Below are 24,670 nucleotides of genomic sequence, written 5' to 3'. Positions count from 1 at the left end.
GCCCGGGGGCCTGGAATCAGAGCAGGCCGTCCAGCGGCAGCGCCGAGGTGGCCGCACCCGCGACGTCCTCGACGGCCGGGCCGGCGATGTCGCCGACGACCGGCAGGTCGCTCGGGGCCGGCAGGTGGGAGACCACGTCGTCGACCGGCAGCTGCTCGGCCACGTCACCGACGACCGGGAGGTCGGCCGGCGCGGGCAGCGCGGAGGTCACGTCGGCGACCGGGCCGCCCACGACGCCACCGGCCACGCCACCGACGGTGTCGACGGCTCCACCGGCGACGCCCTCGACGGTGCCCACGGCGCCACCGGCCACGCCACCGACGGTGTCGACGGCCGGGCCCGCGATGTCACCGGCGACCGGCACGCCGCCGGCCACGTCGCCCACGGTGTCCAGCGCGCCACCGGCGACGCCGGACAGGGCGCCACCCTCGATCCCGGCGGGGGCACCGGCGGGCAGAGCGCCGGTCAGGTCACCGGCAACGCCGGTCACGTCGCCCACGGCACCGGTCACGTCGCCCACGGCGCCCGTGACGTCGCCGACCGTGCCGGTCACGTCGCCCACGGTGCCGGTCACGTCGCCGGTCACGTCGCCAACGGTGTTGACGGTGTTGTCGACCGTGTTGGTGGCGTCGGAGGTGGTGTCACCCACGACGTTGCCGACGCCGTTGGCGACGTCGTTGCCGCTGAGCACGTCGTGCACGCTGATCAGGTTGTGCGAGTCGTTCTGCTCGATGTCGATGTTGGTGTCACCGGCGGGAGCTTCGGGGGAGGGGGCCGGGGTGTTGTGCGGAGGCAGCATGCTCAGTTCCATCTCTTGCTCGTGTGGCTGTGCGGGATGCAATTCGTTGATCGCGACATGCTGGGTGCTCGCGGCGAACTTCTCGACGCTGCTCTGGAGCGAGCGGCCGTATTCATCCGCGATCTCGACCGGCGCGTAGTCGAGCACCAGCGACGATGCTTGCAGCACGTCCGTCGCGCTCATGTCCCCGAGTCCGGCGTGATCCAGCGTGGCGCGCGGATCAGCGTCGAAGGCCGCCTGTGCGTCCGGGCTGGTGACGAGCCGCGTCAGGAACTCGTACAGCGTCGGGCCGTCCGGCTGGCTGGGCGCGTCCTGCGCCCCCGGGGTGGAAGTGGGGGTCTCGGCACGATCCGGGGCATCATCCGGCTGAGAGTGGATCATGACGCTTTCTCCTGACTCAGCGGAACTCGGTTACGTGTGACCGAGTGAAGGTCGTGCCCGATCCCTCACTCCCAGCGAGCACGCTACTGCGGGCTGTGCTCGCGGCCATCGGGTACGACTCCTAGTGAGTGCGAACACTATTAGGGGATGCGCCCATGGCTCGGTTAGGGGACGCATGGGGGGATCCGTCAGCGCTTTGTGATCGGACACGCGCTAAGTTGTCACCGCCCTGAGTGTCATCGGGCGGTCGGCTCGACCCCGTGACCGGACTTCCCCGGCCGTGCGGCCCGAGTACCGTCCGATGACCCGGAAGGTGATCACGGGAAGGGGTTGCATGCCTTACGTCCTGGGGATCCATGTCGGGGCCACGGCCACCTCCGCCGCCATCGCGCGGCGCCAAGGCGGCAGGTGGGGTGCGGCCACCCCGCTGCCGCTGAGCTCCACCGGGCACACCGTTCCGACGGTGCTGTGCCGAGTCCAGGACGGCTCCTTCGTCGCCGGGGAACCGGCGAGCAGGCAGGAACTGACCCACCACGAGTGGGTCGTCCGCGGATTCACCCGCCAGGTCGGCGACGACGCCCCCCTGCTGGTCGGCAGCGAGTTCGTCACCGCGCAAGCACTGGTAGCGGCCGTGGTCGAGTGGGTCGCCGACAACGTCGCCCAGCAGCTCGGCCACCCGGCCGAGCACATCACCGTCGCGCACAGCGCGGCGTGGGGACCGTTCCGCAGCCACCTGGTGCGCCAAGCGCTCGCGGGTCTCGGCCTGCGCGACCTCACGCTGGTGCCCGAACCGCTGGCCGTGGCGCTCGACTACGCGAGCAAGCAGCAGGTCGCCGAGCAGGACGCGGTCGCGGTCGCCAACGTGGGCGGCACCGGCTTCGACGCGACGGTGCTGCGCCGCCGCGCTCCCGGCTTCGACGTGCTCGGGTCCTCGTTGGACTCCGGGCACCCGAGCGGGCAGGACCTCGACGACGAGGTCTTCGCCCACCTGCGGGCCGAACTCGGCTCCCAGCTCGACGCGATGGATCCGGCCGATCCCGAGCACCGCGCCGCGCTCGCCGGGCTGCGCGCCGACTGCGTCCGGGCCAAGGAAGCTCTGTCCCACCACCCGGGAACGACCGTCCGCGTGGACCTGCCGAACCTGCGCACCGACTTCGCGATCTCCCGCTCCCGCTACGAACAGCTGGCCCGCCCGCACCTGGAACGCGTTCCGGAGCTGCTGCTGCAAGCCGTGCAGTCCGCGGCGGTGAGCCCGGAGGACCTCTCGGCGCTGGTGCTCGCGGGCGGCACGATGCGGACCCCGATGGCCAAGCAGCTCGTCGCCGAGCGGCTCGAACGGACCCCGCAGGTCGACGCCGCGCCGGAGCTCGTCGCGGCCCGCGGCGCGGCGGTCTCGGCCGTCGGAGTGCTGTCCTCGGTGAGCGACCAGGCCGCGTCGGTCGCGGAGACGAGCGTGCTGATGCGCGTCGAAGGTCCGGGCTCCGGCGGCCTGGACGTCATCGACGGCGAACCGGAGCGCGAAGCCCCCGTCCGGCCGCCCGTGCAGGTCGAACCGATGTACCTGGAACCGCCGGACGAAGACCGGCAACGACTGTTCAAGATCCTCAAGCTGAGCGCCGCGGCGCTGCTGATCATCGGTGGCCTGGTGCTGACCCTCGTGCAAGGCGTGGGCGGCACCCAACCGGCCAGCCCGATCACCAGCCAGCAGCGCTGAGCCGCACCACCCGCGCCCGTCTCTCCGAGTGCCCCTGCCGAGTGACCCGTGAAACGAGGTCTCCGTGAACCGAGGATTCCTGTGAACCACCCGACAGCGACCGTCCCAGACCTGGTCACCGGCCTGCGCGCCGTGCGGCTGTGGGAGTCGATCGCGGAAGCCCCCGCCGCGCCGGTGCAGGTCGGCGTGCAGGCGGCGGGCGGTTGCGGCAAGACCACCCTGCTCGACGAGCTCGCCGCCGCCTACCGGGCCGCCGGAGTACCGGTCTCGGCGAGCGCCGCCGGAGTCGACCCGGAGACCACCGCCGTGATCGTCGACGACGCGCACCGGCTCGACGACTCCGCGCTGCGCGCCGTGCGGGAACTGACACGGCACCCGCGGGCCCGGCTGATCGTCGCCTACCGGCCGTGGCCGCGCGGCGCGGAGCTCAGCGAGCTCGTGCACGCCCTGGGCCGGACCGCGCCGCCCGTCGTGCTGACCGGGTACGCCCGGGACGACCTCGCCGCCCGCGTCGAACGCGGTCTCGGCTCCGAACCGCCCGCCGAATGGCTGGACTGGCTGCTGGCGCAGACCGGCGGCGTGCCGCGCCTCGTGGAGGGCGTGCTCGCCGACCTCTCGCCGCACGACCTCACCCGGCGCGGCGTGCCGTCGCGCGTCGTCGAGCAGGTCCAGCAGGAGATCGACGGCCTCGGGGCGGAAGGCCGCGCGTGCGCCGCCGCGATCGCCGTCGGCGCCGCCGCGCACCCCGACGTGCTGGCCTGGCTGCTCGAACTCGACCCGGCCGCGGTCGTGCCCGCGCTGTCGGCGATCCGGGCGAGCGGGCTGACCGACGGCTCCGACGAGCTGCTGCCGCTGGTCCGCAAGGCCGTGCAGCTGCTCACCCCCGTCGACCAGCGGTTGCGGATCGTGCGCAAGCTGGTGCGCGTGCAGCTCGACCGGGGACGTCCGGTGCTGGGGCTGCTGCGCCCCTTCCTGGAATCCGAAACGGCCGCCACCGCCGACGACGCGCTGGCCGAGGCGTTCGAGCAGGCCGGGGTGGAAGCGGCCGAGCAGGCGCCGGAACTCGCCTCGCGGTTCTTCGACGCCGCCGTCTCCGCGGGCACCCCGCCCGCGCGGCTGGCCGCTCGCCGCGCCAGGGCCGCCGCGATCGCCGGGAACTTCGACGAGGCGCTGCGGCTGGCCGACGCGGTGATCGTGGACGAATCGGTGCCGGACCGGGCGCTGGGCGTGCAGGTCGCGGCGAGCGTGCTCGCGCACCGCGGGCTGCCGGCCCGCTCCGCGCAGCTGTGCCGCTGGTCGGCGGAGCACCTGCGCTGGCCCGGCGACCGCGCCTACGCCGCCGTGTCGCTGATCGGCACGGGACGGCTGGCCGAAGCGGAAGGGCTGCTGGGCTCCGTCACCGACCCCGGGCCGCCCACCTCGCTGTCCGGCTCGACCGACCAGCTCGTCGACGGGCTCCGGGAATCGATCACCGGCAGCGCCGTGACCGCGCTGTCCCAGCTGACCCGCTCCGCGTCGCTGGCCGAACCGGTCGGGGGCGCCACCCTCGTCCCGGACACGCCCGCGGCCATCGCGACGTTGGCGGCGCTGCACTGCGGTGAGCTCGACGTCGCGTCCTCCGTGGTGGGGCGTGCCATCGAAGCGGGCAGCGGCGGACCGATGCTGGCGGTGCGCCACCGGTTGCTCGCGGCGTGGATCCCGCTGGCCCGCGGGGACACCCCCGCGGCCCGCACCGCGCTGGACGCCGCGGTGTGCTCGCCGGATTCGCTGCAGGCGCGGGACCGGCTGCTGGCCACCGCGATCGAAGCCGGGATCGCCAACCGCGACAACGACACGACCGCGCTGAACGCGGTGCGCGGCCGGGCCCGCCAGGCCATCGCCGAACACCCGGCGGACCTGTTCGGGCTGCTCGCGCTCGGCGAACTCGCCGTGTCCTGCGCGCGGCTGCACGACCAGGACTGGGTCGAACCGCACCTGCGCGCCGCGTTCGCCCTGCTCGGCGAGCTCGGCGACCCGCCGCTGTGGTCGGGCCTGCTGCGGTGGAAGTGCCTGCAGGCCGCGGTCGTGAGCGAGGACGCCGACAGCGCCCGCACGCACGTGGCGGCGCTGGAAGCGATGGCCGCGCACAACCCGATGTCGGCCGCGATGGCCGCCGCCGCGAAGACCTGGCTGGGCGTGCTCGCCGGCGAGGTCGACCGGGACCAGGCCGAGCAGGCCGCGCGCGGACTGCACGCGGCCGGGCTCACCTGGGACGGAGCCCGGCTCGCGGGCCAGGCCGCGCTGCGCACCGCCGACCGCCCGACGATGCTGGCGCTGCTCGAATGCGCCCGCTCCCTGCAGGGCAAACCCGCCCGGCCGAGGTCGGTCGGCGAGCAGGGCGAGCAGAACCTCCTCAGCGAACGCGAACGGGAGGTGGCCGAACTGGTCCTGTCCGGCCTCACCTACAAGCAGGTGGGCAAGCGGCTGTTCATCTCGGCCAAGACGGTCGAGCACCACATCGGCCGGATCAAGCAGCGGCTCGGAGCCACCTCCCGGGAAGACCTGCTAACCCGCCTACGCACCATGCTGGATTCCTGAGGAGATTTCCCCTCGGCCTGCGTGGTGGGGCGGGTGGCGGAACCTCAGTCGTCTTCTCGCTGCGGGATCTTTTTCCCTAGTGGCTCCGCCACGAGGGAAAAAGCTGTCCTCGCGAGAAGACGACTGAGAACCCGCGGGTGGTCCGGCTGCGTGCTGGGTCGCCGCTCAGCGGCTTCGCCGCTGATAAGACGGTGAGCGCTCCGCCGGTTACTTGGTGGGGGTGTTGAGGGAGAGGCCTGCTCGTAGTGTTCCGGCGATTTCGCTGAGGGCTTCGTTGAAGCGGGTGCCTGCTTGGCGGAGGTTGCCGAAGCCGTGGATCAGGTCGTCGAAGCGGCGGGCCACCACCGGCACACCGGCTTCCGCGAGCCGCCGCGCGTACTCCTCGCCTTCGTCGCGCAGCGGGTCGAACCCCACGGTCACCACGTGCGCCGGCGGCAGGCCGCTGAGGTCCTCGGCCAGCAGCACCGACAGCCGCAGGTCCGTGCGGTCGAGGGCGGGCCCCGTGTACTGGTCGAGGAACCAGGTCATGTCGCCGTCGGTCAGCAGCAGCCCGTCGCCGAACAGCTCCCGCGAGCGGCGCCGCACCGACGCGTCCACCGCCGGGTACATCAGCAGCTGGAACGCCGGAGCGCGCTCCGCCTGCCGCGTGGTGTGGTACGAGACGGCTGCGGCGAGGTTGCCGCCCGCGCTGTCGCCGCCGACGGCGATCAGGTCCGGCCGGGTGCCCAGTTCGCCCGCCTTGTCCACGGCGTAGCGGAACGCGGCCAGCGCGTCGTCGAACGCGGCGGGGAAGCGCGCTTCCGGGGCCAGCCGGTAGTCCACCGACAGCACCCGCACCCCGGCGGTCTTGGCGAAGTACCGGCACAGGTCGTCGTGGCTGTCGAGGTCGCCGATGACCCAGCCGCCGCCGTGGAAGAACACCAGCAGCGGGCTGTGCTCGGTCAGTTCCTGCGGCCGGTACAACCGGGCCGCGAGCTCCCCGTTCGGCGTGGGGATGCTGCGTTCGCCGACGGCGACGCCGGTCAGCGGGGCGCGGTTGACGATGCCGCTGGACTGGGTCATCTGCTCGCGGGCCAGCTCGGGGGTGTCGGCGGAGAGCCGGGTGCTGCCGGTGAGCTTCTGCATCGCGAGCAGCAGCTGGGCGTCGAGGGAGAGCTCCTGGCCGTCGAGCCGCAGCGGGGCGCCCGCGATCAACCGGCGCAGCGGGCGGGGCAGCGCGAACGCCGCGTGCAGCCCGGCGCCGAGAACGCGGGGACGCAGCTTCGGCGGGATCAGTTCGACGACTTTCGACATGGGTGAAGACCTCCCGGGAACGGACCGTGCCGGTGAGGCTACTAGCAAGTAGTTGTGGCCCGGGACACCTGCTCGAACCTTTGACTTGGAGCTGACTGGAGGTCGTAGCGTGATCAACGTCCGGGTGGGATCGGGCGCCGTCTGATGGAAGGATCGAACGATGACCGTGACCGTGGTGGGAATCGGCGGTTCGGTGCGCCCGGACTCGCAGTCCGAGCGCGCCATGCACGCCGTCCTCGACGGGGCGCGCGAAGCGGGCGCGACGGTGCGGGCCATCGGTGGCGAGAACCTGGTCCTGCCGTTCTACGACCCGCACGTCGCCGAACGGACCGACGCGGCGAAGGAACTCGTGGCCGCGCTGCGCACCGCCGACGGCGTGGTGCTGTCCTCGCCGGGCTACCACGGCACCATCTCCGGGTTGATGAAGAACGCCGTCGACTACGTCGAGGACCTGCGCGACGACGAGCGGCCGTACTTCGACGGCCGTGCCGTCGGCTGCGTGGGCGCGGCGTACGGCTGGCAGGCCTCGGTGACGACCTTGCAGGCGTTGCGCTCGGTGGTGCACTCGCTGCGCGGGTGGCCGACGCCGCTGGGCGCGGCGGTGAACTCCAGCGAGGTCCGGTTCGGGCCGGACGGGGAGTGCTCGGACCCGAAGCTCGCCGGGACGCTGCGCATGATCGGCACTCAGCTCGTGGAGTTCGCCGAGCACCGCGGCTGACCTGCGCTTTCGCCGGGCGGTGATTGATCCGCGGCGCGCCGGGTACCCACCAGGTGGAACCCGAACCGACTGCGCACCCGGTACGAGGAGGTACGTGATGACCGCGTCCCAATCTCCGATCACCAGCCCGCTCAACGACTCCGACAAGGACATCACCGGCAAGGCGCTGCAGGGCACCTTGGTCGACCTGATCGATCTGCACCTGGTGGCGAAGCAGGCGCACTGGAACGTGGTGGGCCGGTTCTTCCGCGACGTGCACTTGCAGCTCGACGAGCTGGTCACGGCCGCTCGCGGCTTCGCCGACGACGTGGCGGAGCGCGCCGCAGCGCTGGGCGTCTCGGCCGATGGCCGGGCGTCGACGGTGTCGAAGAACTCCGGGCTGCCGACTCTCGAACAGGGCTGGCACACCGACCGCGAGATCGTGGCCGCCATCGTGGAGGCGCTGGGAACGCTCATCGGCCGCCTCCGCGCCCGGATCGACGAAACGGACAAGACGGACCTGGTCTCGCAGGACCTGCTGATCAGCATCGCCCAGGAGCTGGAGAAGTCCCACTGGATGTGGCAGGCCCAGCTGACGGAGTCCTGACCGGACCCGAAGAACGGCCGGGCGTCCGCTCCCACGAGCGAACCCCCGGCCGTCCTCATGTGCAGGAGAAGCCCCCAACGGCGAAGCCGTGCAGTGGACGAGCGAAGCGAAGTCTGCCTTGCGGCCGAAGGCCGTGCCTGTATTCGCGCAGCGAATAGCCCACGTCGAAAAGCCGCTCACCGGCGGGTTCTCAGCTTCCTTCTCGCGAGGACAGCTTTTTCCCTCGTGGCGGAGCCACTTGGGAAAAAGATCCCGCAGCGAGAAGGAAGCTGAGGTTCCGCTACCCGGACACCAAAGCAGAACGACCCCCTCACCCCCTCACCCCCGCCGAGCGCGTTCGTACTGCTTGGGCCAGAGGTTCGCCGAGCGCAGGCGGTCCGCGGCGTGCAGCGGCCAGTGGGGGTCGCGCAGCAGTTCGCGGGCCAGCAGCACCGCGTCCGCCGAACCCGAGGTCACGACCTCCTCGGCCTGCTCCGGCGAGGTGATCAGGCCGACGGCGCCGGTCGGCACCTCGGCCTCGATCTTGATCTGCCGGGCGAATCGGGTCTGGTAGCCGGAGCTCACCGGGATCTGCGCGTCCGGGACGGCACCGCCGGTGGACGCGTCGATCAGGTCCACGCCGTGCCGCGCCAGCGACCGGCTCAGCCGCACCGAGTCGTCCCCGGTCCAGCCGCCTTCGACCCAGTCCGTCGCGGACAGCCGGGCCAGCAGCGGGCGGCCTTCCGGCCACACGGCGCGCACCGCGTCGACGATCTCCAGCAGGATTCGGGTGCGGGCGTCGAAGTCGCCGCCGTAGCGGTCCGTCCGATCGTTGATCAGCGGTGAGTAGAACTGGTGCGCCAGGTAGCCGTGCGCGAAGTGCAGCTCGATGACCTCGAAGCCTGCTTCGTCGGCGCGGCGCGCGGCGTCGGCGAACTGCTGCGGCAGCGCGGCGACCTCGTCCTCGGTGAGCGCGCGCGGGGCGGCGAGTTCGCCGAACGCGTTCGAGGTGGAGCTCACGGTCCGCCAGCCGCCGTCGGACTCGGGCAGCGTCGCGCCCCCTTCCCAGGGCGCGGTGGTCGACGCTTTGCGGCCCGCGTGCGCCAGCTGCACGGCGGGGGTGGCGCCGTGCTCGCGCAGGAAGTCGGTGACCCGGCGCCAGGCGGTGGCCTGCTCGTCGTTCCACAGGCCCGCGTCGCCCGCGCTGATGCGGCCTTCCGGTGCGACGGCGGTCGCTTCGGCCATGACCAGCCCGGCGCCGCCGAGGGCGAACTGGCCGAGGTGCACGAGGTGCCAGTCGCTCGGCAGGCCGTCCACGGCGGAGTACGTGCACATGGGGGAGACCCAGACGCGGTTGCGGATCGCGGTGTCGCCCAGCTTCAGCGGGTCGAAGAGATGGCTCATACCTGTACCGACACACTTGCACGCGCAGGTATTCCGCGTTGTGCGTCACTCGGCGTGCGACGTGGCACACGTCGCTACCGGCGCCGCCTGGGAGCTGGCTCGGCGCCGGGTGGGAATGCGCTGTGAATTCGAATTCCGACCGGGCGTCGGGTTTTCGTCCAGCCGGTTCCCAGTCGATTGGCAGTGCTTTCGCGTCGAATTCGGCGGAATGGCGTCGGTAGGTTCGTTCTCGTCGGATCCGAACGGAACCGGCGAAAGAGAATAAATCACGACCAGGAGGTCGCACGATGGGTTTCCCCATTCCCGTTCCCGGTAAGCGCCCGCACTTCCCGCGTCCGCACCGCCCCGCTCCGGGCGAGCCGCCGCGGAAGTGACCGGTTCCGGAGCGGCCGGCGGCGTCCGCATCGCCGCCGGCCCTCCTGGGACTCCGAGGAGGTGAACGATGACCGCTGCGCCGGGACTGCGCGAGGTGTTCGCCCGGTTCCGCCCGTTCTTGCGGGCGGAACGCGGTGGGCTGCTGGTGGCGGCGGCGCTGCTGGTGCTGGCCGCGCTGGCCGACACCGCGGCGATCTGGATGTTCATGCTGATCACCGACGAGGCGCTGGCCGCGGGCAGCCTCGACGCGTTCTGGACGCCGGGCCTGTCCTGGTTGGGCATCGCGGCGTTCGGCGCGGCGTCCTCCTTCGGCGGGACTTATCTCGCCACGCGCGCCGCCGAACGATTCCTGGTGCGCTTGCGAGCGCACGTTTTCGCGCACGTCCAACGATTGTCGCCCGATTTCTTCGCGCGCCGGAGAACGGGTGATCTGGTGGCCCGGTTGTCGGGTGATGTGGAAGCGGTGGAAAGGCTCGTCGCCTCCGGAATGGTGGAGACGGGAACCGCGTTGTTCAGCGTCGTGCTCTACGCCGGAGCCGCCCTGTACCTGCGCTGGGACCTGGCGCTGCTGTCCTTCGCGCTCGCCCCCGCTTTCTGGCTGGTGGCCCGCAGCTTCTCCGCCGGGATGCGCACCGCGTCCCGCGAGGAGCGCGCCGGCAACGGCGAGATCGCCACCGTCGTGGCGGAAGGGCTCTCGCACGTCGAGCTGGTGCAGGCCGGCAACCAGCAGCACAACCAGGACGCGAAGCTGCGCGCCGCCTCGACGCGTTGGTTCCGCGCGAAGCTGGCCGAGGCGCGGCTGTCCGCGCTGTACCCGCCGTTGGTGACGATGGTCGAGACGGTGTGCATCCTGCTGGTCATCGGCGTCGGGGTCTGGGAGATCTCCGCCGAGCGCATCACCCTCGGCGGCCTGATGGCCTTCGCCGCCTACATCGGCTACCTGTACCCGCCGCTGCAGGACCTGGGCCGCATCACGATGGCCGTCACCGCCGCCCGCGCCGGATCGGAGCGGTTGATCGAACTGCTCGACGCCCGGCCCGCGGTGGCCGACGCGCCGATCGGCACCGCCGGGCTGCCGCCGAGCCGGTCCGGACGCGCCGTCGAGTTCGACCGGGTCGCGTTCCGCTATCCGCAGGCGACCGAACCCGCGCTGCGGGACTTCCGGCTGCAAGTCCGGCCGGGCGAGTTCGTGCTGATCACCGGGCCGAGCGGGGCGGGGAAGTCGACGCTGGCGCGGTTGCTGCTGCGGTTCTACGACCCGGAGGCCGGGCGCGTGCTGCTCGACGGCGTGGACCTCACCCGGCTGCCGCTGCACGCGGTGCGCGACCAGATCGGCCTGGTGCCGCAGGAAGCGGACGTGCTGCACGCGACGGTGGCGGACAACATCGCGTTCGCGCGGCCGGAGGCCACCCGCGCCGAGGTCGTCGCCGCCGCGCGGGAAGCCGACGCCGACGAGTTCGTCCGCGCGCTTCCCGAGGGCTACGACACGATGCTCGGCGAGCGGGGCGCGCTGCTGTCCGGTGGCCAGCGCCGCCGCATCGCGATCGCCCGCGCGGTGCTGCGCCGCACCCCGGTGCTGGTGCTCGACGAGCCGACCAACGGGCTGGACGCGGCGTCGAAGAGCAAGGTCGTCGCCCCGCTGCGCGCGCTGGCCCGCACCCGCACGACCATCCTGATCAGCCATGATCCGGAGCTGGCCGAACTCGCGGATCGGGTCGTGGTGCTCGGGGGCGAGCCGACGTCGCGGCTCGACGCCGTGGCGGCCTGGCCGGTCCGGCACGACGTCCCGGCGGGCCGCGTGCTCAGCGGCGACCTGTCCGCTCCGGTGCCGGACGACGCGCCGACGGTGCGGTTGCGCCGGCCCTGGCCGGCCGGGCTCACCGATCCGCTGCACGCGCGTGGACGGCCGTGACCAAGTCCTCTTCCCCCGAACATCCGGCGGGGCCACGGTCGGGCGCAGCGCTCTCGGAGAGGAGTCGGTCATGACCAGGAAAGTGGCGGACTGCCGGAAGTACCCGAGCGAGGTGGGCTGCACGCTCACCATCAGCGGGGAGGAGGACGAGGTGGTGCAGGCCGCCGTCGCGCACGCGGTCGCGGTGCACGGCCACGAGGACACCCCGCAGCTGCGCGCCGACCTGCGCGAGTTCCTCGAACCGGAGGAGGCGCTCGCCGACTGAGCCGCGCGGTCTCCACGGCGAGGACCACCGGCCCGCCAACCGCTGAGAGCGGAGGGCGGGCCGGGCGACACCTCAGCCGAGGCCGACGGCGCGACGCGCGAAGTGGATCTCCGCCGCGACCTGCCGCAAGGTCTCCGCCACCACCAGCGAGCCGTGGCCCGCGTCGTAGCGGTAGAACTCGAACGGCACCTCGCGCTCGACGAGCCGGTCCAGGTAGTTCAAGATCTGCTGGATCGGGCACCGCGGATCGTTGTCCCCGGCCAGCACCAGCACCGGAGCGCGCACCTCGTCCACGTAGGTCAGCGGCGAGCACTCCGAGTACACCGCCGGGATCTCCTCCGGCGAACCGCCGAACAACGCGCGGTCGTAGGCGCGCAGCGGCTCCATCTCGTCGGCGTAGGCCGACACGTAGTCCGCCACCGGCACCCCGGCGACGCCGCCCGCCCAGCGCTCCGGCTGCGTGCCCAGCGCCAGCAACGTCAGGTAGCCGCCCCACGAAGCCCCGGCGACCACGCTCAACGCGGGCGTCGTGAGCCCTTCGCGGACCGCCCAGTCGTGCACGTGGGCGACGTCGGCGAGCTCGGTCAGGCCCGGCCTGCCCTCGATCGCGTCCCGCCACGCCGAGCCGTAGCCCGTCGAACCCCGGTAGTTGATCTCGACGACGGCGAAGCCCGCGTCCAGCCACGCGGCCCGGTACGCCGAGAACCGGTCCTCGTCCGCCGCGTGCGGGCCGCCGTGCAGGTTGAACACCGTCGGCACCGGCCCGTCGGCGTCGGCCGGGCGGGAGACCAGCGCGTGCACCGCGTCGTTCGGGCCGTAGGGCACCGGTACGAACACGTCGGTCACCGGCTGCGACCCCGGTGGGCGCTCACCGGGAGGAGTCAGCAGCACCTCGTCGGCACCGTCCGCGCTCAACGTCCGCACCAGCGACGGCGTGGCCGCCGACGACCACGAGTACTCCACCGAGCGGTCCGGGCGCACCGACGCGTTGCCGACCGTCCCGGCCGGGGTGGACAGCTCGGTCAGCTCGCCCGCCTCCAGGTCGTAGCGGTGCATCGTGGTGCGCGCGTGGTGGGTGTGCGCGATCAGCAGCGCGGTGCCGTCCGGGTACCAGTCCGCGGAGACCTCGCCGGGCAGCCCCAGGTCGATCTCCCGCTCGGTGTCGGCCAGCACGTCCCAGATCAGCAGCTCCTCGCGGCCGTGGCGCTCGTGCAGCACCAGCAGCCGCGGATCTCCCGCGACCGGCGCGAAGTCCAGCGCGTCCAGGCCCAGGCCCGGCCCGTCCCACTTGTCCGCGACGGTCTCCGCGCCGTCCACCCGCAGCACCCGCAGCGCCGGGTGCCTGCTGTCGCCGTGCTCGGAGTGCGAGAGCACCAGCAGGCTCTCGTCCCAGGACAGCGAGGACAGCCCGCCGTCCTGCTCGTGCTCGTAGACGACCTCCGGCGCACCGCCCGAGCGCGCCACCCACACCGTGACGCCGTCGTCGGTGGACATGCCGACCCCGGTGACCGTCGGCCCCAGCTCCAGGCCCGCCGGGTAGCCGGCGTGCACCCCGGGCAGCGCGGCCTCGGCCTTCCCGCCGGTGGCGGCGAAGTCCTCGCTCACCCACGACCCGAACTCGTCGCCGTCGGTGTCGTCGAACCACCACACGCGCGTGCCGTCGGCGGAGAGCGTGCCGTGGAACGTCCCGTTCGGACGGTCGGTGACCTGGCGGTGCTCCCCGGAATCCCGGTCCCACGCGTACAACTCCCAGGTGCCGCTGGAGTTGGAGACGTACAGGTTGCGCCCCGGCGCGTCCCGCGCCCAGTCCGGCAGCGACACCCGCGGCGCGCTGAACCGCGCCCGCCACCGAGCCTCCCGCTCGGCGTCGTCGAACAGCTCTTCCGGAATCTTCGCGTCTGGGTAGGTGCTCACCCCGCCGATCCTGCCCGATCCCACCGACGCCGCGCCGCCCCGGCGCTCCCGGCCGAGATCGCGTTCCGCGTTCCGTCGGGCGTTCCGGCCGATCGGCCGACCCCGGACGGCCCGCCGGATGAGGTGCGCGCTGCTCGTCGGCTGCGAACGTTCCCTTCGATCGACTTCCGCATGCATCTCGACCGAGAGGGAACAACACATGCAGCAGCGGCACTCAGCGCGCGGGACGGCGGTGCTCGTCGCCACGCTCGTCGCGGGCTCGCTCACCCCGGCCGCGTTCGCGGGACCGTCCGACGCGGGGGCGGCACCTGCTCCGCTGCGCACCAACGGGGCGGCCGTCCCGGCGCTGGATTGGGCACCGTGCGAGCTCGCGCCCGGCTACGAATGCGCCACGGCCGAGGTGCCGTTGTCCTATCAGGACCCGGCGGGGGAGCGGGTTCGGCTTGCCGTGGGCAGGTTGCCCGCGGTGGATCAGGAGCACAAGCTCGGCACGATCTTCTACAACCCCGGCGGCCCCGGAGGCAGCGGCAGGTTCGCGCCGGAACTGACTCCTGACCTGCACCAGCGGTTCGACATCGTCGGCTTCGACCCGCGCGGCGTCGGGGAGAGCGCCGGGTTGAGCTGCTTCACCGAGCCCGGCGACGGCTTCCAAGCGATGGACACCTTTCCCGTGACCCCGGAACAGGAACGGGCCGTGGTCGAGGACACCGCGCGCGGAGTCGAGCAGTGCGCCCGGAACGCGGGGCCGCTGCTGAACCACGTTTCGACGGCCAACGTGGCTCGTGATCTCGACCTGCTGCGCGCGGCGGTGGGGGAGGACCGGCTCGACTACTACGGCATCTCCTACGGAAGCCACCTCGGCACGGTGTACGCGAACCTGTTCCCGGAGCGGGTCGGATCGGTGGCGATCGACGCCGTGGCCGACCCGATCGAATGGACCACCGGATACCGGCCGGAGGCGGCGGCCGAACCGTTCAGCTTCCGGATGGGCGCCTACGGCGGGGCCCAGCGGGCGCTGCGCACGTTCCTCGACGCGTGCGCGGCAGATGAGCGCTGCGCTTTCCGGGAGCCGGGTGCCGATCTGCTCGGCAAGTACGACGCGCTGCTGGACCGGCTGCTGATCCAGCCCGTCACGCTCCCCCAGCCCGACGGGACCTCGAGGGAGATCACTTATCAGACGGCCGTGATCAGAACATGGCGCGGACTCAACAGCGCCTCGGTGTCGACGATGCTCGCGCAATTCCTGCAGCAGTTGCACGAACTCTCCCTGCCCGGCGCCACCGCCGAGCGAGCACCGGTCGTGCCGGTTCCTTCCGCTCCGCGAGGGGGCGCAGCGGGGGAGGAGCAGATGCTCGGCGTGATGTGCAACGACAGCAGCAACCCCCACGACCCGCGGGTGTGGTCCGACTACGCGCGACGTGCCGACGAGGTCGGCCGCGGTTTCGGCCGGTTCTGGACGTACATGTCGCTGGCCTGCGCGCAGTGGCCCGGCGGACCCGACCCGGACCGCTACACGGGTCCGTGGGATCGGGAGACGGCCGGGCCGGTGCTGGTCATCGGCAACCGGCAGGGTGATCCGGCCACGCCGTACGACGACGCGCAGAAGGTGTCCGAGCTGCTCTCCGACGCCCGGCTGCTCACGCTCGACTCGTTCGGGCACGGCGCCCGCGGGGAGAGCGCCTGCATCGACGGGGCGTTGAACGCCTACTTCGCCGACGGCGCGCTGCCCGCCGAGGGCACGATCTGCCAGCCGGACCGAGCCCCCTTCGACCCGGTCCCCTGAAGCCACCGGGAGCACGGGAGACGATTCGTCTCCCGGGGGTCTCCCGAGAGGCGGTCCGAACACGAAAAAGGGCCTGGCCGGAACTCCTGCTGGAGTCCTGACCAGGCCCTTTACCTGTCGGGGTGGCGGGATTTGAACCCACGACCTCTTCGACCCGAACGAAGCGCGCTCCCAAGCTGCGCCACACCCCGATCACTCAGCGGGAACTTCTCGGGTACTTGTCCGCCGCTGAAGGGAAGTCTAGCGGATGTTCGCGCGTGCCCCGGAAGGGGGGTTGCCGAACAGGCCGGTGGACTTCAGCGAGCCGCCCTTCGAACGCGGGACCAGCGTCAACAGCGTCGCCTCCGGCGGGCAGGCGAAGCGCACCGGCGCGTACGGGGAGGTGCCGAGGCCCGCCGAGACGTGCAGGTGCATCCGGTCGCCCCACGTCGACGCGCCGCGCGCCCGCGCCCGGTCCAGCTCGCAGTTCGTCACGATCGGCCCGTAGCCCGGCACCCGCAGCTGGCCGCCGTGGGTGTGCCCGGCGAGCACCAGGTCGTAGGCGTCGTCGGCGAACGCGTCGAGCACCCGCGGCTCCGGCGAGTGGGTCAGGCCCAGGCTCAGCTGCGACTCCTGCGGGGGCGTGCCCGCGATCTTCGAGTACTTGTCCCGCTTCAGGTGCGGATCGTCCAGGCCGGCGATGTGGATCCGGATGCCGGAGATCTCGATGTCGTGCCAGCGGTGCGTCACGTCCACCCAGCCGCGCTCGGTCATCGCCGCCCGCAGGTCCCGCCACGGCAGCGGATCACCGTGGATCCGCTTCGTCTTCGCCGACGGCAGCAGGTAGCGCGCGGGGTTCTTCGGCTTCGGGCCGTAGTAGTCGTTGCTGCCGAACACGAACACGCCGGGACGGTCCAGCAGCGAGCCCATCGCGCGCAGCGCGGCGGGAACGGCCTGCGGGTGGGCGAGGTTGTCCCCGGTGTTGACCACCAGGTCGGGGTCCAGCTCGGCCAGCGCGGCGACCCAGCGCTGCTTGGACCGCTGGTTCGGCATCATGTGCAGGTCGGAGATGTGCAGGACGCGCAGCTCGGGAGCACCTTCGGCGAGCACCGGGACGGTGGCGCGTCGTAGCGTCCAGTGCCTTCGTTCCACACCTGCGGCGTAACCGAAGGTCGCGGCACCCACGGCGCCGCCGGCGAGCATGATCCGACCCAGCTTGTTCACGCCTTCCAGCCTACGGCCGGTGGTGGGCCGACGACGCTCGGGATGGGGCCCGCCGGGCGAGCGCGCGGGCCGCCCTCGCGCTCGGGGATCGGGTCCCGCGAGCCCTCCGCGACGAGCCCGCCGCCCGATCAGGCCGGGTCGGCGCGGCGCCAGTACGCCAGCGCGTACACCCGGCGGCGGTCCAGCCCGAGCTCCCGCTGGCAGTGCTCGCGGATGTGGTGCACCGCCTCGGCTTCCGCGCCCACCCACACGTCCGGCCGCGGGCCGAGGTCGGCGGCCCGCACGGCGTCGGCCAGCACCGTGCTGCGCCCCGCGGGAACGCCGTCCCGGTGCAGCCAGGTCCACGTCACGTCCGCCCGGGTGCGGACCTCTTGGCGCTCCGCCTCGTCGGCGATCTCGGCGAACACCTGCACCCGAGCGCGTTCGTCCAGTTCGGCGACCATCGCCAGCATCGCGGGCAGCGCCGTCTCGTCCCCGGCGAGCACGAGCCGGTCCGCCGCCGGATCCGCCTGGTACGACGGGCTCGGCCCGACCGCCACGATCTGATCACCGGGCCGGACGGTGCTCGCCCAGGTGGAGCCGGGGCCGTCGTGGTCGTGCACCACCAGGTCGATCGCGAGCCGCCGCCGCGCCGCGTCGAACCAGCGGACCGTGTAGGTGCGCTGCTTCGGCTGCTGCTCGCGCGGCAGCGCGAACACCTCCGCCCGGTCGCGGCCCAGCGGGGTCGGCTGGCCGGGCCGCGGCAGGCACAGCTTGATCCGCTGATCGCTGCCCGTGCTGTCGAAGTCGGCGAGCTCTTCCCCGCCGAGCACCACCCGCACCATCCGCGGGGTGACCCGCTCGACCTCGGAGACCCGGAGCAACCGGTACCGGGAGCGCACGCGCCGCGTGCTCACCTGCGTGTCCGTCACAACCGCCGAGTGTAGGCAGCGGGTCACGGCGGGAAGATGCCCGGCGGGATCGGGATGAACGGCGGATCCGGCTGCTGCTCGCCCGGCGGCCGTCCCGGCTCGCCCGGCGGGGGCGGCTGCTGCGGGGGCGGCGGTGGCTTCGGAGCGGGCGACGGCGGCGGGACGTAGCCGGTGCTGACCGACAGCGTCACCGTCTCGCCGGGCAGGGCGAAACCGCGCGGGGTCTGGCTGGTCACCGAGCCCTTCCGGCGTTCGCTGTTGACCGACCGCTGCTCGACCTTGTACCCGGCCTTCTCCAGCGCGCGCTTGGCCCGATCGGCGCTGATGCCGACGACGTTGGGCACCTGGAACTCGTCGCCGCCGTTCTCGTACCGGTCGGTGACCTCCGGCAGCGGGGCCGTGGGCAACCCTTCGTGGATCGGTTTCATCGCGTCGAACCAGGTGCGCGCGGGCACCTTGCCGCCGTAGATGTTGCCGCCGTTGGCACCGCACAGCGCCGGTGGCGTGCTGTCGCAGATGCCCTGCGGGTTGTTCCCGTCGGAGAACGTCAGCACCGAACCGGCGAACTGCGGGGTGGCACCGATGAACCCGGCGGACTGGTGGGCTTCGGTGGTTCCCGTCTTGCCCGCCATCGGCCGGGTCCAGCCCGCGTTGTTCGCGGCGCCGTAGGCGGTACCGCCCGCTTGGTCGTCCTGGCTCATGCCGACCGCCATCGCGTTCGCGAGGCCTTCGTCGACGGCCTGCTCGCAGGGGTCCTCGGTGATCGAGATCGGGTTCCCGTTGCGGTCGACGATCTGGTCGACCGGCGTCGGCGGGCACCAGGTGCCGCCGCTCATCAGGGTCGCGGAGACGTTCGCCAGCTCCAGCGGGCTGGTCGGCCCGAAGCCGAGCGTGAACGCCCCGATCTTCTTCTCCTTGACGACGTCGCCCATCGCCGGCCCGTTCGCCCCGTTCGGCGCCATCGGATCACCGCTGAAGTTCGAGTGCAGCAGCGTTTGCCGCATGCCCAGCCGGGTCGCCATGTCGACGGTCTGATCCAGGCCGACCCGTTCCTCCAGCGCGACGAACGCGGTGTTCGGCGAGGTGGCGAGGGCCTTCTGCAAGGTCCGCGGGCCGGGGTTGACGCCTTCGGCGTTGCCGACGGTGTAGGGGGCGGAACCGTTGCGGTACACGGTCGAGGTGTAGTTGCCCGGAGCCTGGATGGTGTTCTTGATCCCCATCCCCTTCTCCAAGGCGGCGGCCGCCGTGAACACCTTGAACACGGATCCGGCACCGAACTTCGCCACGCCGCTGGGCAGCGCGTACGAGGTCTGGCCGCGTTCGGCGTCGTTGCCGAAGTCGCGGTTGGCCACCAGTGCGCGCACCTCGTGCTTGTCCTTGCCGGGTTCGACGACCGCCATCACGTTCGCGATGCCCTTGGTGTCCTTGGGCACGTGCTTCTCGGCGGCGGCCTTCGCCGCGTTCGTCGCCTTCTGGTCCAGCGTGGTGCGGATCGTGTAGCCGCCGGTGCGCAGTTCCTGCTCGGCGAACCCGGCGTTCTGCAGGTAGTCGATGACGTACTTGCAGAAGAAGCCGTCGGCGGGGCCGGCTCCGACGCAGTTGTTCGGCAGCGCGTTGACCGGCGAGACGATGCCGAGCGGAGCGGCGCGGGCGGCGTCCGCGGTGCGCTGGTCGATCCGGTGCTGCGCCTGCATCGTGTCGATGACGATGTTGCGCCGCAGGGTCGCTTCCTGCGGGTTCGTCTCCGGGTTGAGGGCGCTGGGGCTGTTGACGATGCCTGCCAGCAGCGCGGACTGCGGGACGTCGAGCTTGTCCGGGGTGGTGTTGAAGTAGGCCCGGGACGCGGCGGCGACGCCGTAGGTCTGGTTCCCGAACGGCACCACGTTCAGGTAGCGGGCGAGGATCTCCTCCTTGCCGAGCCGCTTCTCCAGCTGCAGCGCGATGCGGATCTCCCGCAGCTTGCGCGCCGGGGTCTGCTCGACGGCCTTGGCCTGCTTGATCGGGTCGTCGGCGGCGACCACGTGCACCTGGTAGTTCTTCACGTACTGCTGGGTGAGCGTCGAGCCGCCCTGCGCGATCTCACCGGACATCTGGTTGGTGATCGCGGCGCGCACGGTGCCCGCCCAGTCGACGCCTTCGTGGTCGAAGAACCGCCGATCCTCGATCGCGATGATCGCGGCCTTCATCGAGTCGGAGATCTGATCCGGCGCCGCGGGCGTCCGGTTCTGATCGAATAGGTAGGCGATCGGCACACCCGCCCGGTCGGTGACCGTGGTCACGAGGGGCGGGTCCTGCGTCATCAGCTCGGAGGAGATGTTGTTCACCGCGTCACCAGCGCGGTTGGACACCACCCCTAGGGCTCCCGCGGCCGGGAAGAGCATCCCGGCGACGAGAACTCCTGCGAGCACACACAGGCCGAAGAGCTTCAGCAAGCTGTCCCGGACACGCACGACGGCAAGACTAAGTGGTTTTACCGACATCAACACGCCGTCTTTGGTGGGTTCCGCCCGATGTGATGAGGGTCAAAGATAACGGAGCGACAACCCTTGGTTGGTTATGGAACCGGGGGGCTCTAAAGTTCGTCCACGTCCAGCGACAGCATCGTTGCGGCGCGACATGCGTCGCAGCATCCGGTGCCGGGGGGCTCCGGACGAAATTCGGTCGCCGACGATCCAGTGAGGAGCTGGGGGAGCCTTATGTTCGAGCAGGGGGACTGGCGTGTTCAGGCAGCATGCCGGGATGAAAATCCGGACCAGTTGTTCGTCAGGGGAGCTGAGCAGCGCAAAGCGCGAATGATCTGCTTCGGCTGCCCGGTGCGGACGGAGTGCCTCGGAGAGGCGCTCGACAACAAGATCGAGTTCGGTGTCTGGGGTGGAATGACCGAGCGGGAGCGGCGCGCGTTGTTGCGCCGACGGCCGGAAGTCCGCAACTGGCGTGAGCTTCTGGAAGCCGCGCGAGACGACTACGCGGACATCGACGAGTACCAGGTGGGCTGATTCGCCCGTCGTGAGCACGGGCCGGGCGGCTCGATTCTTCGAGCCGCCCGGAATCCCGGTTCACTCGTTCAGCGGACCGGATTTCGGTGGATTGTGATCACCGAGCTGCGGATTCCTGCTGGGTAGAATTTTTGGATTATTCCACTGCGAGTCGGCGGCCGATCTCTCGCAAGCCGTCGAGATCATGCACATCTGCGGGAAGCGCGGGCACGCCCACCCACGACACCTCCGGGTGCGCGCGGGTGAACCGGGCGAGCATCCGGCGTTCCCGGTCGGCGACCGCGACGCGGTCCGCGTGCACCCGCAGCACGGCCGCCGCCAGCGGCGAGTTCCCGGCGGAATCCAGCTCTTCGGCGGCCGACAGCGCCCTGCTGCCGGTCAGCTCGGCGAACACCGGATGCGTCCGGTTCGCGACCAGGCCGGCCAGCGGCATGCCCTCCGCGGTGAGCCGTTCCACGAAGAACGAGGCCTCCCGCAACGCGTCCGGCTCCGGCGCTGCGATCACGACGAACGACGTGCCGGGGGAGCGCAGCAGCCGGTAGGTGTGGTCGGCGCGTTCCCGGAACCCGCCGAACGTCGAATCGAAGGCCTGCACGAAGGCCGAGGCGTCGGACAGCAGCTGGCCGCCGATGACGGTGGACACGGCCTTGGAGAACATCCCGAACCCGGCACCGACGATCTTGCGGAGCCCCTTGCCGCCCGCCTTGGCGGGGGAGGACAGCAGTTTGATCAACCGGCCGTCGAGCACCGTGGACAGCCGTTGCGGCGCGTCCAGGAAGTCCAGCGCGGATCGGCTCGGCGGAGTGTCCACGATGATCAGGTCCCACTCGCCGGAAGCCGCGAGCTGGCCCAGCTTCTCCATCGCCATGTACTCCTGCGTGCCGGAGAACGACGTGGAAATTGTCTGGTAGAAGGGGTTCTCCAGGATCTGCCGGGCCCGCTCCCGCCCGGCGTGCGCGAGCACCATGTCGTCGAAGGTGCGCCGCATGTCCAGCATCATCGCGTTCAGATCACCGGTGGGCTCGAAGTCGTCGAGGACCACCTGGCGCGGCTGGTTGTCGAGCTCCCGCATGCCGAGCGCCTGCGCGAGCCGACGAGCCGGGTCGATGGTGAGCACGACGGTCTTGCGGCCGCGTTCGGCGGCGCGCACCGAGAGCGCGGCGGCCGTGGTGGTCTTGCCGACGCCGCCGGATCCGCAGCACACCACGATCCGGTTCTCCGGGTCGTCGAGCAGCGCGTCGACGTCGAGCGCGGCGGGGGCGGTCATCGTGGTCTCCCGACGCCGTGTTCGGTGAGGATCTCGGCCAGCTCGTAGAGCTCGGCCACGTCGATCCCGGCGGTCAGATCGGGCAGCGCCACGTTCGGCAGATCGGTGGCGGCGAGCCGCTGCTCGGCCTCCCGCTCGGCCTGGGCGCGCACCGCGTGCTCCACGGTCTCGTCGGTGAGCCCGGCCAGCAGGTCGTCGTCGACCTGCACGCCCGCCGCCTCCAAGCCGGAGCGCAACCGGTCCGCGTCGACCCGGCCCGCCGCTGCCGCCGCCACCGAGCGGGCGGGCAGGTGGCCGGGGCGCACGCGGTTGAGCAGCACCGCGCCGGGCCGCAGATCGGCGGCGTCGAGCTCGGCGACGGCCTCCAAGGTCTCCCGGACCGGCAGGTCTTCGAGCAGCGACACGAGGTGCACCACGGTCTCCGCGGAGTGCAGCAGCCGCACCACGCCCTCGCTCTGCCCGTGGATCGGACCGACCTTCGCCAGGTCGGCCATGGCGCGGGTGACGTCGAGGAACTTCACGACCCGCCCGGTCGGCGGCGCGTCCAGCACGACCGCGTCGTAGACGTGGCGGCCGTGCTCGTCGGTGCGCCCCACGCACTCCTTGACCTTGCCGGTGAACAGCACGTCCCGGAGGCCGGGGGCCAGGGTGGTGGCGAACTCGATCGCGCCCATCCGCTTGAGCGTTCGGCCGGCGAAGCCGAGGTTGTAGAACATCGACAGGTACTCCAGCAGCGCCGGTTCCGCGTCGATGGCCAGTGCCCGCAGCTCACCTCCGCCGGGCGCCGCGGCGATCGTCTCCTCGGAGTACGGCAGCGGTGCGGTGTCGAAAAGCTGCGCGATGCCCTGGCGGCCTTCGACCTCGACCAGCAGCACTCGCCGGCCTCCGGTCGCCAGCGCCAGCGCCAGCGCCGCGGCGACCGTGGTCTTGCCGGTGCCGCCCTTGCCGCTGACGATGTGCAGCCGAGCGTCGTCGAGTTCGGCGTTCCATCCGGTCACACGATCAGCGTAGGCGGGGTTCCGGGGTGCTGTCTCCCGCACGTAGCAGCCATCTCCTCGTCGCGCCTCGGCATTTCTACGCAGCCGCGGATGCGCAGTGCTCAGACGCGGGACGGTCCGGCGGGCTCCGGTCTGAGTAGTCCTGCGCGCACGCCGACGGCTCACCGCGGGCGTTCCATGAGGGGGACGAACGGCGCGGGCGATCATGACGCCGTCGCGGCGCGGTCGTCCCGGCGCGGGTCAGTCGATGACGAAGCGGACCGACATGATCAGCGCGGTGCCCACGAGCAGCGCCCACACCGCGGTCGCCGGGAGCACGGTGGCGACCAGGGCCGTGCTCGCGGCCAGCAGCACCACGCCGCGGACGCCGGTGCGCAGGCGCCGGGTGCGGCGCCGCGCCCGCTCACCGCGGATCTTGCCGACCGAGTCCATGATCAGCAGGGTGCCGATGACGAGCGTCAGCGCGATCGCCACGATTCGCCAGGTCTCCATGGGACGGAAGCTAGCCCGATCCGGCGATCCACGAGGCGCGAACGTGTGAATCCTCGGTCGCATTTCGGTCGCGCTCGGGAGTGGGGCGGGCGTCCCCGAGCGGGGAGCGCGGCGGTGCGGGCCAGCGGCGCGTCGTTGGCGAGGCGTCTCTACGCTGGCGGGCATGACCAAATGGGAGTACGCGACCGTGCCGCTGTTGACCCACGCGACCAAGCAGATCCTGGACCAGTGGGGTGAGGACGGGTGGGAGCTCGTCTCCGTCCTGCCGGGGCCGACCGGTGAGCAGCACGTCGCTTACCTGAAGCGCTCGAAGGAGTCCTGACCGTGGGCGCCTGGAAGCAGCGGCTGGCCGAACTGGGCATCGAGCTGCCGGAGGTCGCGACGCCGGTCGCGGCGTACGTGCCCGCGGTGCGCAGCGGATCGCAGGTGTTCACCTCCGGTCAGCTCCCGTTCGTCGGCGGCGAGCTCGCCGCGACGGGCAAGGTCGGCGCGGAGGTCGACGCGGACGAGGCGAAGGAGCACGCCCGCACGTGCGCGCTCAACGCGCTCGCGGCGGTGGATGCGCTGGTCGGGCTGGACGCGATCGTGCGGATCGTGAAGGTCGTCGGCTTCGTGTCCTCCGCGGAGGGCTTCACGGGGCAGCCCGGTGTGATCAACGGTGCGTCGGAGGTGCTCGGGGAGATCTTCGGCGACGCGGGCATCCACGCCCGGTCCGCCGTCGGCGTCGCCGAGCTGCCCGTCGGTGCGCCGGTCGAGGTGGAGATGATCGTCGAGGTCGCGTGATCGATCGTCTGCGAACGGATTCCGGTTCGCGGACGCTCGTCGGTCGACGGTCCACAACGGACTCTCGACGCGGGACGAAGGGCCGCGGTGCGTTGGCACCGCGGCCCTTTCCCGTTCCGGCGCCGGCCGCCCGGACCGATTGGTCCGGATCTCGACTGGGGGTTGCCCGAGTTTCTTGCCAGGTACGCCCCGGGAGCGCTCTACCAACCAGTACGCTTCGGGCGCCGCTACTTCGAGTGATCACACGCGGGTCACCCGAACGGCGGTATCAATACCGGCGAGTGATCGGTCGGGCTTGCTCATCCGCTACGCGGCGAGAG

20 protein-coding genes and 1 tRNA gene are annotated in these 24,670 nt (G+C 71.8%); 10 read left to right on the top strand and 11 right to left on the bottom strand.

What is annotated here, in order from left to right; genetic code table 11:
• Positions 1 to 16 precede the first annotated feature (16 nt).
• On the bottom strand, positions 17 to 1,180 hold the full coding sequence (locus BJ969_RS27045) for an IniB N-terminal domain-containing protein (RefSeq protein ID WP_184483658.1): 1,164 nt from the start codon (positions 1,178 to 1,180) through the stop codon (positions 17 to 19).
• 334 nt (positions 1,181 to 1,514) lie between these two features.
• Here BJ969_RS27045 and BJ969_RS27040 point away from each other — a divergent pair, with 334 nt between their 5' ends.
• Positions 1,515 to 2,894 carry an Hsp70 family protein gene (locus tag BJ969_RS27040; RefSeq protein ID WP_184483656.1) on the top strand — a complete coding sequence of 460 codons (1,380 nt, stop codon included), beginning with the start codon at positions 1,515 to 1,517 and terminating at the stop codon, positions 2,892 to 2,894.
• Between the two features lie 81 nt (positions 2,895 to 2,975).
• Positions 2,976 to 5,471 carry a LuxR C-terminal-related transcriptional regulator gene (locus BJ969_RS27035; protein WP_343071614.1) on the top strand — a complete coding sequence of 832 codons (2,496 nt, stop codon included), beginning with the start codon at positions 2,976 to 2,978 and terminating at the stop codon, positions 5,469 to 5,471.
• Between the two features lie 207 nt (positions 5,472 to 5,678).
• Here BJ969_RS27035 and BJ969_RS27030 read toward each other — a convergent pair whose 3' ends face one another.
• Complete coding sequence (locus tag BJ969_RS27030) at positions 5,679 to 6,764, bottom strand: alpha/beta hydrolase (RefSeq protein ID WP_184483654.1); 1,086 nt, start codon at positions 6,762 to 6,764, stop codon at positions 5,679 to 5,681.
• 160 nt (positions 6,765 to 6,924) lie between these two features.
• On the opposite strand from BJ969_RS27030, the gene BJ969_RS27025 reads away from it, so the two are divergent.
• Complete coding sequence (locus BJ969_RS27025) at positions 6,925 to 7,482, top strand: NADPH-dependent FMN reductase (RefSeq protein WP_184483652.1); 558 nt, start codon at positions 6,925 to 6,927, stop codon at positions 7,480 to 7,482.
• A 97-nt stretch (positions 7,483 to 7,579) separates the two neighbouring features.
• Positions 7,580 to 8,068, top strand: coding sequence for a Dps family protein (locus BJ969_RS27020; protein ID WP_184483649.1), 489 nt, complete (start codon positions 7,580 to 7,582; stop codon positions 8,066 to 8,068).
• A gap of 318 nt (positions 8,069 to 8,386) precedes the next feature.
• On the opposite strand, the gene BJ969_RS27015 is transcribed toward BJ969_RS27020, so the two are convergent.
• Positions 8,387 to 9,451: an NADH:flavin oxidoreductase/NADH oxidase gene (locus BJ969_RS27015; protein WP_184483648.1), complete on the bottom strand. Its 1,065-nt coding sequence runs from the start codon at positions 9,449 to 9,451 to the stop codon at positions 8,387 to 8,389.
• Positions 9,452 to 9,893: 442 nt separating this feature from the next.
• Here BJ969_RS27015 and BJ969_RS27010 point away from each other — a divergent pair, with 442 nt between their 5' ends.
• Together BJ969_RS27010 and BJ969_RS27005 are read left to right on the top strand one after the other, a co-directional pair.
• Entirely contained in the window at positions 9,894 to 11,738 is a 1,845-nt protein-coding gene (locus BJ969_RS27010; protein WP_184483646.1) for an ABC transporter ATP-binding protein, read from the top strand.
• A gap of 70 nt (positions 11,739 to 11,808) precedes the next feature.
• The gene (locus tag BJ969_RS27005) at positions 11,809 to 12,003 is read left to right on the top strand and encodes a DUF1059 domain-containing protein (protein ID WP_184483644.1); all 195 of its coding nucleotides are present in this window, start codon (positions 11,809 to 11,811) and stop codon (positions 12,001 to 12,003) included.
• A gap of 72 nt (positions 12,004 to 12,075) precedes the next feature.
• On the opposite strand, the gene BJ969_RS27000 is transcribed toward BJ969_RS27005, so the two are convergent.
• Entirely contained in the window at positions 12,076 to 13,917 is a 1,842-nt protein-coding gene (locus tag BJ969_RS27000) for a prolyl oligopeptidase family serine peptidase (protein WP_184483642.1), read from the bottom strand.
• A gap of 199 nt (positions 13,918 to 14,116) precedes the next feature.
• Between BJ969_RS27000 and BJ969_RS26995 the strand changes: the two genes are divergently transcribed.
• The gene (locus BJ969_RS26995) at positions 14,117 to 15,700 is read left to right on the top strand and encodes an alpha/beta hydrolase (RefSeq protein ID WP_184483640.1); all 1,584 of its coding nucleotides are present in this window, start codon (positions 14,117 to 14,119) and stop codon (positions 15,698 to 15,700) included.
• A 117-nt stretch (positions 15,701 to 15,817) separates the two neighbouring features.
• Here the strand turns inward: BJ969_RS26995 and BJ969_RS26990 are convergent.
• From BJ969_RS26990 to BJ969_RS26975, 4 genes are all read right to left on the bottom strand, one after another.
• Positions 15,818 to 15,891, bottom strand: a tRNA-Pro gene (locus BJ969_RS26990).
• A 49-nt stretch (positions 15,892 to 15,940) separates the two neighbouring features.
• On the bottom strand, positions 15,941 to 16,894 hold the full coding sequence (locus BJ969_RS26985; protein WP_425503619.1) for a metallophosphoesterase: 954 nt from the start codon (positions 16,892 to 16,894) through the stop codon (positions 15,941 to 15,943).
• Positions 16,895 to 17,031: 137 nt separating this feature from the next.
• The gene (locus BJ969_RS26980) at positions 17,032 to 17,814 is read right to left on the bottom strand and encodes a siderophore-interacting protein (RefSeq protein ID WP_343071613.1); all 783 of its coding nucleotides are present in this window, start codon (positions 17,812 to 17,814) and stop codon (positions 17,032 to 17,034) included.
• Between the two features lie 23 nt (positions 17,815 to 17,837).
• Positions 17,838 to 20,264 carry a transglycosylase domain-containing protein gene (locus tag BJ969_RS26975; RefSeq protein WP_343071612.1) on the bottom strand — a complete coding sequence of 809 codons (2,427 nt, stop codon included), beginning with the start codon at positions 20,262 to 20,264 and terminating at the stop codon, positions 17,838 to 17,840.
• A gap of 246 nt (positions 20,265 to 20,510) precedes the next feature.
• Here BJ969_RS26975 and BJ969_RS26970 point away from each other — a divergent pair, with 246 nt between their 5' ends.
• Positions 20,511 to 20,810, top strand: coding sequence for a WhiB family transcriptional regulator (locus tag BJ969_RS26970; protein ID WP_184483638.1), 300 nt, complete (start codon positions 20,511 to 20,513; stop codon positions 20,808 to 20,810).
• 136 nt (positions 20,811 to 20,946) lie between these two features.
• Here BJ969_RS26970 and bagB read toward each other — a convergent pair whose 3' ends face one another.
• The 3 genes from bagB to BJ969_RS26955 form a co-directional block, all read right to left on the bottom strand.
• Positions 20,947 to 22,077 (bottom strand): ATPase BagB, encoded by a 1,131-nt coding sequence (gene bagB / locus BJ969_RS26965; RefSeq protein ID WP_184483636.1) that lies wholly within the window; start codon positions 22,075 to 22,077, stop codon positions 20,947 to 20,949.
• On the bottom strand, positions 22,074 to 23,075 hold the full coding sequence (gene bagA, locus BJ969_RS26960) for an ATPase BagA (protein WP_184483634.1): 1,002 nt from the start codon (positions 23,073 to 23,075) through the stop codon (positions 22,074 to 22,076). The genes bagB and bagA overlap by 4 nt, the downstream gene beginning before the upstream one ends.
• A 240-nt stretch (positions 23,076 to 23,315) precedes the next feature.
• Positions 23,316 to 23,567, bottom strand: a complete 252-nt coding sequence (locus BJ969_RS26955; RefSeq protein WP_184483632.1) for a hypothetical protein — start codon at positions 23,565 to 23,567, stop codon at positions 23,316 to 23,318.
• A 163-nt stretch (positions 23,568 to 23,730) separates the two neighbouring features.
• Here BJ969_RS26955 and sp36 point away from each other — a divergent pair, with 163 nt between their 5' ends.
• Positions 23,731 to 23,889, top strand: a complete 159-nt coding sequence (gene sp36 / locus BJ969_RS26950; RefSeq protein ID WP_221315950.1) for a Sp36 family protein — start codon at positions 23,731 to 23,733, stop codon at positions 23,887 to 23,889.
• 2 nt (positions 23,890 to 23,891) lie between these two features.
• Positions 23,892 to 24,350 carry an Atu1372/SO_1960 family protein gene (locus BJ969_RS26945; RefSeq protein ID WP_184483630.1) on the top strand — a complete coding sequence of 153 codons (459 nt, stop codon included), beginning with the start codon at positions 23,892 to 23,894 and terminating at the stop codon, positions 24,348 to 24,350.
• The last annotated feature ends 320 nt before the right edge of the window (positions 24,351 to 24,670 follow it).

Origin of the sequence: Saccharopolyspora gloriosae (assembly GCF_014203325.1) — a bacterium.
GTDB classification, from domain to species: Bacteria; Actinomycetota; Actinomycetes; order Mycobacteriales; family Pseudonocardiaceae; genus Saccharopolyspora_C; species Saccharopolyspora_C gloriosae.
Note: the sequence above shows the minus strand (reverse complement) of the source record. Positions and strands in the feature narration are given on the sequence as shown.